Here is a 13,094-nt window from a genome sequence, read left to right as displayed (position 1 = left end):
TTATGCCTCCTTTGCTTTTCCGCGCACAAAACCCATTGCCCAATGAGGAATGGCAGCGGCTTTGGCTTGTTGAATAGCGGCGGCGGGGTCAACTTGTTTCGGACACACTTCCGAGCAAGCGCCCACAAATGTGCACGCCCAAATGCCATTTTCTTTATTTAACGCTTTAAAGCGTTTTGCGGCGGCGGTGTCGCGGTTATCTAAATTGTAGCGTTGCGCCAACGCGGTGGCGGCGGGGCCTAAAAAATCCGCATTAATGCCCAATTGCGGGCAAGCTTGGTAACACAACATGCAGTTAATGCACATCGTATATTGCTTGAATTTTGCCAATTGTTTTGGCGTTTGCAGATATTCTTTTTCTTCCAGCGCGCGCGGTGTTTTGTTGATGATGTAGGGACTGATACGATTGAGGCGGTCAATAAACGGTTCAACGTCAACCACCAAATCTTTTTCAATCGGAAACGCATCTAAAGCGCCGATTAAAATTTCGCCGGCATCGGCATAATCGCGCACAAACGTTGAACACGCCAATTTCGGTTCACCATTAATCACCATGCCGCAAGAACCGCATACTTCCATGCGGCAAGACCAACGATAAGCCAAAGTAGGATCGAAATCGTCTTTAATCAAAGCCAAAGCATCTAAAATCGACATGTCCTGCGTCCATTCGATTTCAAATGCTTGCGGCCATGGTTTTTCATCTTCTCCGGGGCGGTAGCGCATTACTTTTAAGGTAATTTTATTCATAACATTTCTCGCTTATTTTTCTGCTTCAGCACCATAAACCCGTTTAGCAGGTTGTGATTTGGTAATGGTGACGGGGCTATAATCTAATCGCGGTTTATCGTCTGCTTGATAATAGGCTAATGTGTGTTTGAGGAATTGTTCATCATCGCGTTCAGGATAATCCAACCGTTGATGCGAACCGCGCGATTCCGTTCTCGCTGCTGCAGAATAAATCATCGCTTCTGCCACATCGATCATAAATCCCAATTCAATCGTAGTAAGCCAATCGGTATTAAAAACAGCGCTGTGATCAGAGACTTGAACATTTTGATAACGTTCTTTGAGTTCTTGGATTTTTTTAATTGCGCGTTCACAATTTTCAGCGCTGCGGTAAATACCAATTTCCGCTTCCATCATTTCGCCTAATTCGTTACGCAACGCGGCAGGTTTTTCCGTACCATTTTCACGTTGACGCAATGCTAAAAACGGTTGCGCTTGTTTTTCTGCTAATTGTGTAAATTGCGTTTCTTCGAGCTGATGCGGTTGCGTTTGCGCGAACTTTAACGCTTCTTCGCCGGCGACTTTACCGAATACGGATAATTCTGCCAAAGAATTGGAGCCCAAACGGTTCGCGCCGTGAATACCGACAGAAGAACATTCTCCGGCGGCAAATAATCCTGCCATTTTGGTTGCACAACGACCGTCTGTTTCAATGCCGCCCATCGTGTAATGCGCGGTTGGACGCACGGGAATCGGATCATAAACCGGATCAACGCCAACAAATTTTTGCGCCAAACTGCGGATAAATGGCAAACGTTCATTAATAAATGTTTCGCCGAGATGACGCAAATCCAAATGAACAACGGCGCCGCGCGGCGTTTCAATCGTGCGTCCTTTTTTCCATTCGTGATAAAACGCTTGAGAAAGCCGATCGCGCGGGCCTAATTCCATATATTTATTTTTCGGTTCACCGATGGGCGTTTCCGGCCCTAAACCGTAATCTTGCAAATAACGGTAACCGTCTTTATTCACCAAAATACCGCCTTCACCGCGGCAACCTTCTGTCATTAAAATGCCGGAACCGGGTAAACCAGTGGGGTGATATTGCACAAATTCCATATCGCGCAAAGCAACGCCGCGCCGATAAGCAAGCGCCATGCCGTCGCCCGTGACGATGCCGCCGTTTGTGTTATAACGGAAAACGCGCCCCGCGCCGCCGGTTGCAATAATTACGGATTTGGCTTGTACGGCTTTAAAAACACCGTTTTGAACGTCGTAACATAAAACGCCTTGCAAGTGTTCCTCATCAACGAGTAAATCCAAGGCAAAATGTTCATCAAGACGATAAATGGACGGATATTTTATTGAGGTTTGAAAGAGCGTGTGCAGCATATGAAATCCCGTTTTATCCGCGGCAAACCAAGTGCGCGGGATTTTCATGCCACCAAAGCGACGCACGTTAACGTGACCATCATCTTTGCGCGACCACGGGCAACCCCAATGTTCTAATTGCACCATTTCTTCCGTGCAGTGATTGACAAAATATTCCACAACATCTTGTTCACATAACCAATCGCCACCGGAGACGGTATCGTTAAAGTGGTTTTCCAAAGAATCATCATCGCGAATAACGCCCGCAGCTCCTCCTTCCGCGGCAACGGTATGCGAACGCATGGGATAAACTTTAGAAATCAGCGCAATTTTCGCGCTGGGATCTTGGTGGGCGACTGCGATGGCAGCGCGCAATCCGGCACCACCGCCGCCGATAATGGCGACATCTGTTCGTATCGTTTGCATAATGCCTCTCTTGGTTTTTTTATACAGTCGAACATTGTAGCAAACAATAATAAAAAAGTTAGAAATTACATATTTTTATAAAGAACTTAATCAGTCTTAATTAAGAAAATAGAAAAATAATTTAAAAATTTTAAACAAAATAAAAGGCTGGATTTGATCCAGCCTTTAGCTTTTCTATGAAAAATAAAGTATTAAGCAACTAATGCTTTTTTCTTGGCATGCATGCGGCTTTTTAAGCGACTGGCTTTATTTTTGTGAATAATGTGTTTTCGCGCCGCGCGATCTAATAAACTTGCCGCAGTTGAAAATTCTTGTTCTGCGGTAGCAATATCTTTCGCTTCAATTGCTTTTAAAAACTTTTTCATAACGGTGCGAATCGTTGAACGTTGGCTTGCGTTTTGGGCGCGCGCTTTATTTGTTTGTCTGATTCGTTTGAGTGCCTGTGCTGTATTTGCCAAAATAGTGCTCCTAAAAATCTGTTCGTCTTTATAAAAAACGAGATACGCTCACGTTGGGCGCAACCCATGAAGATGATTTAAGGGCGCGAATTATCTGAAAAAATCATCGTATTGTCAAATGATCTGCCCCGAAAAAAGCGGTCGTTTTTTCCTTGCTTGCTGGCGGCAGATGGTAATACCATAATTAATTCATTCTAATTTGAGAGGATTTTGTAGTGACTGATTCAGCGTTTACGCGTGCCGCGCGTGTGATTCCAGGTGGTGTTAATTCTCCCGTTCGGGCGTTTAAAAGCGTTGGCGGTGAACCGATTTTTATCGCTCGAGCCGAAGGCGCATATTTATATGACGTTAACGGTCGCCGTTATATTGATTACGTTGGATCTTATGGCCCGATGATCAATGGTCACGCGCACCCTGAAATTGTTGCCGCGGTTTGTCGAGCTAGTCGCAATGGTATGAGTTATGGCGCGCCCAATGAATTAGAAACCGAATTAGCAGAAAAAATTGTTGCCCGCGTGCCCAGTGTGGAAATGGTTAGAATGTGTAATTCGGGAACGGAAGCGACGATGAGCGCAATTCGTTTAGCGCGCGCCGCAACAAATCGTACTCAAATTTTGAAATTTGCCGGTTGTTACCACGGACATTCCGACGCTTTACTCGTTTCTGCGGGATCGGGCGCTTTAACATTCGGCAGCCCAAATTCTCCAGGAGTGCCGGAAGATTTTGTGCGGCATACGTTAACGGCGCCGTATAACGACGTTGCCGCATTAGAACGTATTTTTGCGCAACACGGAAAAAATTTAGCCGCCGTCATTGTTGAACCGATTGCCGGCAATATGAACTGCGTGCCGCCGCTGCCGGAATTTTTGCCTACTTTGCGCGCGTTAACCAAACAATATGGCGTGATTTTGATTATTGATGAAGTGATGACGGGATTCCGCGTTGCTTATGCCGGCGCACAGGGTTTATATGATATTGCTGCGGATTTAACGACTTTTGGCAAAGTTATCGGCGGCGGCATGCCCGTGGGCGCGTTTGCTGGAAGCGTGGATTTAATGTCAATGCTGTCGCCGGTGGGATCTGTTTATCAAGCGGGCACTTTATCGGGAAATCCCGTGGCGATGACCGCCGGCATTACTAATTTGCGTTTAACCGAAGCTGAAGGTTTTTATGACATTTTAGCTGCCAAAACGCAGAAATTAGCCGAAGGTTTACGGCAAGCAGCAAAGAAAAATGGCATTCATGTGGTGGTAAACGATGTATGCGGTATGTTGGGTTTATTTTTTACCGATTTGCCGCAAGTTTGTAATTTTGCTGATGTACAAACGGCTGACACGGCGCGTTTTGCAAAATTTTTCCATGCGATGTTGGCAGAAGGCGTGAATTTGGCGCCGTCGGCGTATGAAACGATATTTGTCAGCATGGCGCATGATGATGCCGTTTTAGATGAAACAATTGCGATTGCGGAATATGTTTTCGCACATTTGGAGGAATAAATGGATATTGGATCGATTCGTCACGATTTTACCGAACACCCACCGCTTTTAGAGCAAGATTTAGCAGCTGATCCCATCGAGCAATTTGCCGCGTGGTTTCAATATGCCGTTGATAGCGGCATTTCCGAACCCAACGGTTTTGTATTAGCAACCGTTGCCGCCGATGGACAACCGTCCCAGCGCAGCGTTTTATTAAAATTATTTGATGAGGAAGGATTTGTGTTTTACACCAATTATTCCAGTCAAAAAGCAGAAGAGATCGAAAAAAACGCGCAAGTGTCGATGTCTTTCCCGTGGTACGCTTTGCAGCGGCAAATTCACGTTTACGGTCGGGCGGAAAAAATTCCCCGTGAACAATCTTTGGCTTATTTTTTAACGCGTCCTCAAGGTAGCCAAATCGGTGCTTGGGCATCGCCGCAAAGTAAAATTATTGAATCGCGCGATTTTTTGATGTTGAAATGGCAAAACATGAAAGCCAAATTCCACGAAGGCAAAATTCCTTTGCCAGATTTTTGGGGCGGTTACCGCGTTCGTCCGCACAAAATTGAATTTTGGCAAGGACAACCCAGCCGATTGCACGATCGTTTTTTATATGAAAAAACTGAAAATGGGTGGACTGTATCGCGGCGTGCACCTTAAAAGAGCCAATAATGTCAGATGCGGCATTTAAAAATTTGTTGGCGGGATATTCTTTAGAAGTCACGCCGAAATTTGCAGAATCCATTGCCAATTTTACGGCGTATTTTGCGAAAGAAACCGCGGCATATGTAACTTTTCTGCCCAATTCGGATTTTTTATCAACGATACGGGCGACCGTTTTATTGCAGCAAAACGGTTTGCGCACGGTGCCGCATATTGCCGCGCGTTCTTTGCATTCGGAAGCAGAATTAGAACAAGGTTTAGCGCAACTTTATGATGCCGGCGTGCGCGATCTTTTATTGATTGCCGGATCTATCGATCAACCGCGCGGGCCGTGGGCGAGTACTTTGGCGTTACTTGCCAGCGGCATTATTCAAAATTATCAGTGGCATTCGATTGGTTTTGCCGCGCACCCCGAGGGTCACCCGCGCATTGGCGCCGATGAATTATTGTATACTTTGCAACAAAAACAAGCGTTTGCGGATTCTATTTCCGCACAATGTTATTTACTGACGCAATTTTGTTTTACTGCCAAGCCGATTGTGCACTGGCATCGTATGTTGCAAACGCAAGGTATTCGTTTACCGATTCATTTGGGCGTTCCGGGCGTGACGACGATCGGCAATTTATTTCGTTATGCGCAATTATGCGGAATTGGCAATTCCGTGCGCTTTTTGCGTTATAGTCAACACGGATTGCATCAATTTTTGGAGTTATCAACGCCCGAATTATTGCTTTCAAACATTGTTCGGGCGCGCGCGCAGGGCGAATTATCATTATTAAAATGTCTGCATTTTTATCCTTTGGGCGGTTTTGAAGCAACGGTACGCTGGATTCACCAATTTCAGCAATCCGATGATGCCGAAAAGACGCCGTAAATTTTTTATTTTTGGCTGATTGCGTAACAGACCCTGAAAGATGTCTGTGGTAAGCTAGTCAACTTTTCAACTCACGGTATTTTTAAGGAATTATTATGGCAAGAGTGACGGTAGAAGATTGTTTAATTCATGAAAATAGTCGATTTCGTTTAGTATTAGCGGCAAGCAAAAGAGCCAGACAATTAACTTTAGGTCATCAGCCGTTGGTGGCGCCGGAAAATGATAAACCAACGGTGTTGGCGCTTCGAGAAATTGAAGAGGGAAAAGTAACGGTTCAAGGTTTGCTAGATGGACAGGACGTTTCTGAACATCTTGCTCGTCAAGCATAAATTTATGAGCGTACCGGCAGCGCTTTCATACGCTCCATTTTCGGGTTTAACCGACGCCCAGCAGTTAGAAGAAAGCTACGCTCGTTTACAAAAAGAAGTCGCCCATTATCTCGATCCCGAAGATATGGCAGTGCTTTTGCGGACTGCCGTTTACGGCGCCAAAGCTCATGAAGGGCAAATGCGGCAATCCGGCGGTCCTTATTTTACGCACCCGATTGCCGTTGCCGAAATTTTAGCCAGTCAACGCTTTGATTTGCCCGTGTTACAAGCAGGGTTGTTGCACGATGTTTTAGAAGATACGGCAGTGAGTAAAGCGGAAATGGCGGCGACTTTTGGGAATGAAGTCACTGAATTGGTTGACGGCGTCTCCAAACTCGATCGCTTAAAAGATCAGGCGCCGCAGCAGGTACAAGCAGAAAGTTTTAAAAAAATGCTGGTGGCAACGACTGACGATCCGCGCGTTATCATCATTAAATTAGCGGATCGATTGCACAATATGCGCACGTTGGGCGCGCTGCGGCGAGATAAACGCATTCGTAAAGCCAAAGAAACTTTAGATATTTACGCTTCAATTGCGGGGCGTTTGGGGCTGTTTTATTTTCGCATGCAGCTGGAGGATTTGGTTTTTTCCCATTTATATCCTTGGCGTTATGCCGTGTTGCAAAAACATTATCAACAGCGTTTTGCAAATAACCATGCCGCGCATAAAGTGCGCCACGATTTATTGCCAACGCTTAAAAGCATGGGCATTAAAGCGTCGATTACGAAAAGACAACGGCATTTATGGGGCGTTTATCAGCGCATGCAGCGCAAACAAAGCTTTGATGCCGCCTGCCGCACAATTCCGATCCGCATTATTACGGATAGCATCGATGATTGTTATCGCGTTTTAGGCGTTTTACACGGCATTTACCGTCCCATTTCTGGAAAATTTGAAGATTATATTGCCGCGCCGAAAAGTAACGGTTATCGCTCATTGCATACCAGCGTATTGACGGCGAGCAGTGAAGTGTTAAACGTACAAATCCGCACGCACGATATGCACAGTTTGGCAGAGATGGGCATTATCGCAATTTGGTATCAACACGTGAAAAATCGCTCGGTGCAACTCGAAAAGCATACGATTGAAGCGGAAAAATATATGCGCGACTGGTTATCGCGTTTGCGTGAAGTGCAAAATATTACCCACGATCCGCTGGAATTTTACGATGCCATCAAAAAAGAATTATCACCCGGTGATATTCATGTTTATACGCCGAAAGGTGAAGTGATTGATTTACCGCGCGGTGCAACGCCGGTTGATTTTGCTTATGCCGTTCATACGCGGATCGGCAATCATTGTGCGGCGGCGAAAGTCAACGGCGAGTTATATCCTATTTTTCGTCCGTTAGAAATTGCGCAAACGGTTGAAATTATTACCCGTCCCGAATCTCACCCCAATATTGGTTGGTTGCAATTTGTGGTGACTGCTAAAGCAAGAGCCGGCGTTAATCATTACATTCGTTCACTGCAATATAAAGAAGCCCAACAATTAGGGCGCGAATTGCTCGATAAATCGCTGCACGAACGCGGCAGTTCTTTGCGCGCGATGGAAGAAACGGCGCTGCAAGATTATTTGGTAGAACAAAAAATTACCATTCAACAATTATTTGACGATATCGCGCACGGTCAGCGGCAAAGTGGATTAGTGGCGTCAACGATTTTGGGCGGTAAATCGTGGCAGGAATTATCAAAAACGGAAACGCTTTATATTCACAGCGCATTAGACAGCGCGATCAGCATGGCATCGTGTTGCTATCCTTTGCCGTATGAACCAATCATTGGTCATTTTGAGCCGCAAGTTGGGATCAAAATTCACCGCCGGCAGTGTATGATTAGCGAGGTCAACGACAGCCAAGATTGGATTCGCGTGGCGTGGGCGCAAGAAGTTTCAGGGATTTTCATTTCGCTTATTGAATTGCATGTTTTGGATAAGCCTATGATTATCCCGCAAATTACCCATGAAATTGCCGCTGCTGGTAGTAATATTCGTGATTTTCGTTTAGAACGTCATTGGCAGCAGGAAAACATGCGGATTATAAAATGTTGGCTAGCGGTGGAAAACCGCGATCATTTGGCAAAAGTGATGCGTAGTTTGCGCGGAATAGACGGCGTTATTGCCATTCAGCGCAGCTAATTTTTATTAATCAATAGGAGTAAATTATGACTAAAACGGTTATTCATTCTGATAATGCCCCGAAAGCAATCGGACCTTATTCACAAGCCATTCGCGCTGGTAATTTGATTTATACATCAGGACAAATTCCGCTCGATCCGAAAACTGGCGCTATTGTTGCTGGCGATTTTAAAGCACAAGCCAAACAAGTTTTTGAAAACTTAAAAGCCGTTTGCGCTGCCGCCGGCACCGATTTTAGTAAAGTTGTGAAAGTAAACGTTTTCATTTCTGATATGAATAATTTTGCCGTTTTCAACGATATGATGGCGAGCTATTTTTCAGCACCGTATCCTGCGCGTTCTGCGGTAGAAGTCAGCCGTTTACCCAAAGATGCGATGGTTGAAGTTGAGCTTGTATTAGTTGTGGATTAATAGTGGATTTTTCCGCAGAATTAAATGCCATTTTAAGCCTGAGTCCTTACCGTACTCGGGCTTTTTTGCGCGCAGACGTCAAAACAATCCGCGATTTATTGCTGCATTTGCCGCAGCGTTATGAAGATCATTCGCGTTTAACCGCAATGAATGATTTGCAAGACGGGCAGACGGCTTTTGTGCACGGGCAAGTTATACGCGCAGAAATTCAACAATACCGCCGCCCCGTCTTAACGGTTTTATTGCGCGACCGCGCCGGCGGCGAACTCTACTTACGTTATTTTCATTTTTACCCCAATCAAATAAAAACCTTTCGCGCGGGGCGTTGGGGTTTGTTTTACGGCAAAATTAACCGCAGTTTTGCGTTGCCGGAAATGTCGCACCCAGAGATTACGTGGCTTACTAATGAACATTTGCCGCCGCTTCCGAAAACGTGGTATCCCATTTATTCAAGCGTTCAAGGACTCACGCAGGCGCATTGGCAACAAGCGATAAATGATGTTTTAAAACAATTAGTTATTTCGGAAACCGATGCTTTAACGCAAAAAGGTTTTTTGTCGCTGGCGCAAGCATTGCGCATTTTGCACCAACCGCCTTTAACCGCAGATCCCAATGCTTTACTTTTACCGCAACACCCAGCGCGTCAGCGGTTAATTATGGAAGAATTGTGTGCGCACCAATTATCGTTTACGCAGGCACGAATGCATCAACAACAAAAAACGGCGCCGGAATTGCCAGAAAATAGCGTACTGATTCAACAATTTATCGCGGCGTTGCCGTTTACTTTAACCGCCGCACAAAAACGTGTTCACGCGGAAATTGCCGCAGATTTAGCAAAAAACGCGCCAATGATGCGTTTGGTGCAAGGCGATGTTGGTTCTGGAAAAACGGTGATCGCGCTTTTAGCGGCTTTGCAAGCCATTGCCGCAGGTAAACAAGTCGCCTTTATGGCGCCAACCGAATTATTAGCCGAACAACACGCCGCCAACATGAAAAAATTATTGAAATTGAGCGCGATTGAACCGGTTTTATTAACGGGAAAATTATCAGCAAAAACCAAAAGAGCGCGGTTAAAAGCTATTGAACGCGGCGAAGCGGCATTAATTGTCGGCACTCATGCTTTGTTTCAATCGCAAGTAAATTACCATCGTTTGGCGCTGATTATTATTGATGAACAACATCGTTTTGGTGTGCATCAACGTTTTCAATTACAAGATAAAAGTCATGAAGAATGGGCGCCGCATCAATTAATTTTAACAGCGACGCCGATCCCGCGGACTTTAGCCATGAGTTTGTACGGAAAATTATCCACTTCCATCATCGATCAATTGCCTGCGGGACGGAAATCCATACAAACCGCGGTCATGAGCAATCATCATCGCGATACTTTGATTGCGCGTTTGGGCGCCGTTTGTCGAAAAGGGCAACAAGCTTATTGGGTATGTCCTTTTATTGAGGAATCCGATGTATTCGTTTGCGAAAACGGGGAAGCGATGACGGCTTATTTGCAACGTTCATTGCCCGATTTGCGCGTTGAGTTTGTACACGGAAAACTATCGTCCGACGCGCGCCGTGAAAAAATGGAAGCTTTCGCTGCCGGCGCTGTTGATATTTTGGTGGCAACCACCGTGATTGAAGTCGGCGTTGACGTTGCTAATGCCACGCTGATGATTATTGAAAATGCGGAACGTTTTGGTTTATCGCAATTGCATCAATTACGCGGACGGGTGGGGCGCGGGTCGCAACAATCTTATTGCGTATTGTTATATCAAGCGCCGTTGGGAGAAAATGCGCAGCGGCGGCTGGCGGTGATGCGCGCTACAACGGACGGATTTCAAATTGCCGAAGAAGATTTACTTTTGCGCGGCGCCGGCGAATTATTGGGCACCAAACAAACCGGAGAAAATGGATTTTATCTTGCTGATTTAACGCGTGATTATGCTCATTTACCGCATGTTGCCCAATGGGTGGAAACATGGTTGTGCGAAGATAAAGCTTTTGCTGCGGTTTTACAAAAGCGTTGGTTGCACGATAAAACGCATTATTTGCGGGTATAAAAAACGCAGGTTTTTAAACTGAAAAAATAAAAGCCCTCAATAAAGAGGACTTTTTTAAAATTAATTTTTGATGTTATGAAGCGCGGTGTGCAAAAGATTTGCCCTCGGCGCGGCTTCTTTTTCGCGCGACGGTTATTTTGCCCGTTTTGCGGTCATGCCAATTGCCGCGCGCAGATTTTGCTTCACTATTTGCACGACTTCCATTTTTTGCGCCGCGCGCTTGCCACGTTTTGCCGCGTCCACTGCTTGGTTTTTTCTTGCTCGGTACTTTTGTGGGTTCCAAACCTTCTAAAACATCAGTTTTAATGGCGCGTTTTAAATAGCGTTCAATATGTGCCATTGCTGCGCGGTCGGTGAGGCTGACTAAATTCAAGGCAACGCCGCTGCGTCCGGCGCGTCCGCTGCGTCCAATTCGGTGCACATAATCTTCACTTTGGCGCGGTAAATCATAATTAATAACGTGGCTAATCGCAGGAATATCAATGCCGCGCGCGGCGATATCGGTGGCGACTAAAACGTTAATTTGCCCGTTACGAAAACGTTCGATGATGCGATTGCGTTTTTGTTGTTGTAAATCGCCGTGTAAAAATTGCGCTTGAAAACCGTTTTCATATAAATGATGAGCAACGGTTTCGGTGGTTGATTTTGTTGCAGTAAAAACAATGCATTGTGTGACTGCTTCATCAGCTAATAAACGATCTAAAACGGCGTTTTTATGCGCTTGATCGTCGGTGAAATAACTGATTTCTTCAATGTGGCTGGTTTCGGGGGCAATGATGATTTTTTCGGCGTTGTGCGTAAAACCTGCGGCGATTTTGCCAACGTTGCCGTCCCATGTTGCCGAGCTCATGATGGTTTGGCGATTTTGGGGACATTGTTTGATGATGGCGTGCATATCGTCGGAAAAACCCATATCCAGCATGCGATCGGCTTCATCTAACACTAAATAACGGATTTGTGATAAATCTAAATGACCTTCACGAACGTGATCGAGCAGGCGTCCAGGCGTTGCCACCACGATGGATACGCCTTTTTTCAAAGCGCGGATTTGTTTTTGATAAGCTGTGCCGCCAACGAGCGTGATTGAATATAATTCTTTGAATTCACGGCTGTATTGAAAAACGCTGTCTTGCACTTGTTGCGCGAGTTCACGCGTCGGAATGACGATTAACGCGCGCGGCAATTTGCTTTTGGTTGGTTCTGCGGCGAGTTGTTGCAGTATGGGTAGCACAAACGCTGCGGTTTTTCCGGAGCCAGTTTGCGCGGATAACAAAAGATCGCGTCCTTGCAAAGCCAAAGGAATGGCGCGCGCTTGAATGGGCGTGGGTTTTTCGTAACCGTGACGGCTAATGGTACGCAGAATTTGCGTGGATAGTCCGAGTTCGGAGAACGTATTATTCATGAGGGTTCCTTTAAGGAAGGGGCAGCCGCATCATCATGAAAATGAGCATAGAAGCGGTGTTGCCGTAGGTCGCGTAGCGACAAAATCATCGGCAACAATCAGAAAGCAGAAACTGCGCAGGATCGCGGGCGATGGACGTAAGCGGCGGATTATACGCACATCAAGAGCAAAAGCAATGAATTTCAATTATTTTGCGTGGCGACGTTGTTGCGGTTTTTCATTAATTTGGTAAACGGCGATGGTGGTGCGTAAAGTTTTATTGATTGTTTAATGCAATAATTTTGGTTAAAAATAATCTCTTTTTGCAAAATAATTGCGGTATAGTGAAACCCCCATAGTTAGACGAAAAGGAATCTATGATGAAAAAAAATTATTTCTTGTTAGCTGGCGCTGCATTTTTCTTGAGTACGGCTTGTGTGTCTTCTCCAGAAAGCACAAATGTTGCAGAACAACGTCCTGTGGTGGCGGGCTATGAATCTTATGACTGTGAAAATGGGTTAGCAGTCGGAATTAAACAACTCAATGATGAGCAAGTTTCATTAATGTTGAATGAAGACGCTACGCAATTGACGATTGCACCGGCTGCTTCTGGCGAACTTTATCTCAATGAACAAGGATTATTTGGTAAACGCACCGAATGGCATACCAAAAATAAAGAAGCTGCATTTAGTTTTTATGATCAATACGGCAATCTCGTTGAAACCACTTGCCGCGCGAAATAGTGTA

General features: G+C 45.5%; 12 protein-coding genes. 8 read left to right on the top strand and 4 right to left on the bottom strand.

From position 1 onward, the window contains the following. The 3 genes from AKG33_RS05950 to rpsT form a co-directional block, all read right to left on the bottom strand. A complete protein-coding gene (locus AKG33_RS05950; protein WP_012031339.1) occupies window positions 1-747 on the bottom strand; it encodes a succinate dehydrogenase/fumarate reductase iron-sulfur subunit in 747 nt (248 codons plus the stop codon). A gap of 12 nt (window positions 748-759) precedes the next feature. Beyond that, entirely contained in the window at window positions 760-2,523 is a 1,764-nt protein-coding gene (frdA, locus tag AKG33_RS05945; RefSeq protein WP_012031338.1) for a fumarate reductase (quinol) flavoprotein subunit, read from the bottom strand. A gap of 191 nt (window positions 2,524-2,714) precedes the next feature. After that, window positions 2,715-2,981, bottom strand: coding sequence for a 30S ribosomal protein S20 (rpsT, locus tag AKG33_RS05940; protein WP_050708033.1), 267 nt, complete (start codon window positions 2,979-2,981; stop codon window positions 2,715-2,717). A 215-nt stretch (window positions 2,982-3,196) separates the two neighbouring features. On the opposite strand from rpsT, the gene hemL reads away from it, so the two are divergent. From hemL to recG, 7 genes are all read left to right on the top strand, one after another. Then, a complete protein-coding gene (gene hemL / locus AKG33_RS05935; RefSeq protein WP_050708032.1) occupies window positions 3,197-4,477 on the top strand; it encodes a glutamate-1-semialdehyde 2,1-aminomutase in 1,281 nt (426 codons plus the stop codon). Next, window positions 4,478-5,116, top strand: a complete 639-nt coding sequence (gene pdxH / locus AKG33_RS05930; protein WP_012031335.1) for a pyridoxamine 5'-phosphate oxidase — start codon at window positions 4,478-4,480, stop codon at window positions 5,114-5,116. A gap of 11 nt (window positions 5,117-5,127) precedes the next feature. Next, window positions 5,128-5,994, top strand: coding sequence for a methylenetetrahydrofolate reductase (locus AKG33_RS05925; RefSeq protein ID WP_012031334.1), 867 nt, complete (start codon window positions 5,128-5,130; stop codon window positions 5,992-5,994). A gap of 95 nt (window positions 5,995-6,089) precedes the next feature. Further along, on the top strand, window positions 6,090-6,323 hold the full coding sequence (gene rpoZ / locus AKG33_RS05920; RefSeq protein ID WP_012031333.1) for a DNA-directed RNA polymerase subunit omega: 234 nt from the start codon (window positions 6,090-6,092) through the stop codon (window positions 6,321-6,323). A gap of 4 nt (window positions 6,324-6,327) precedes the next feature. Beyond that, window positions 6,328-8,499, top strand: a complete 2,172-nt coding sequence (locus AKG33_RS05915) for a RelA/SpoT family protein (protein ID WP_050708031.1) — start codon at window positions 6,328-6,330, stop codon at window positions 8,497-8,499. 26 nt (window positions 8,500-8,525) lie between these two features. Then, entirely contained in the window at window positions 8,526-8,909 is a 384-nt protein-coding gene (locus tag AKG33_RS05910) for a RidA family protein (protein WP_012031331.1), read from the top strand. 2 nt (window positions 8,910-8,911) lie between these two features. After that, entirely contained in the window at window positions 8,912-10,966 is a 2,055-nt protein-coding gene (gene recG, locus AKG33_RS05905; RefSeq protein WP_012031330.1) for an ATP-dependent DNA helicase RecG, read from the top strand. A gap of 73 nt (window positions 10,967-11,039) precedes the next feature. On the opposite strand, the gene AKG33_RS05900 is transcribed toward recG, so the two are convergent. After that, complete coding sequence (locus AKG33_RS05900) at window positions 11,040-12,368, bottom strand: DEAD/DEAH box helicase (protein WP_012031329.1); 1,329 nt, start codon at window positions 12,366-12,368, stop codon at window positions 11,040-11,042. 359 nt (window positions 12,369-12,727) lie between these two features. Here AKG33_RS05900 and AKG33_RS05895 point away from each other — a divergent pair, with 359 nt between their 5' ends. Continuing rightward, on the top strand, window positions 12,728-13,090 hold the full coding sequence (locus AKG33_RS05895) for an MliC family protein (RefSeq protein WP_012031328.1): 363 nt from the start codon (window positions 12,728-12,730) through the stop codon (window positions 13,088-13,090). Window positions 13,091-13,094 lie beyond the last annotated feature (4 nt).

This window comes from Dichelobacter nodosus (assembly GCF_001263335.1).
GTDB classification, from domain to species: domain Bacteria; phylum Pseudomonadota; class Gammaproteobacteria; order Cardiobacteriales; family Cardiobacteriaceae; genus Dichelobacter; species Dichelobacter nodosus.
The sequence above is the reverse complement of the archived record's forward strand: the minus strand, read 5'-3'. Positions and strand labels throughout refer to the sequence as shown.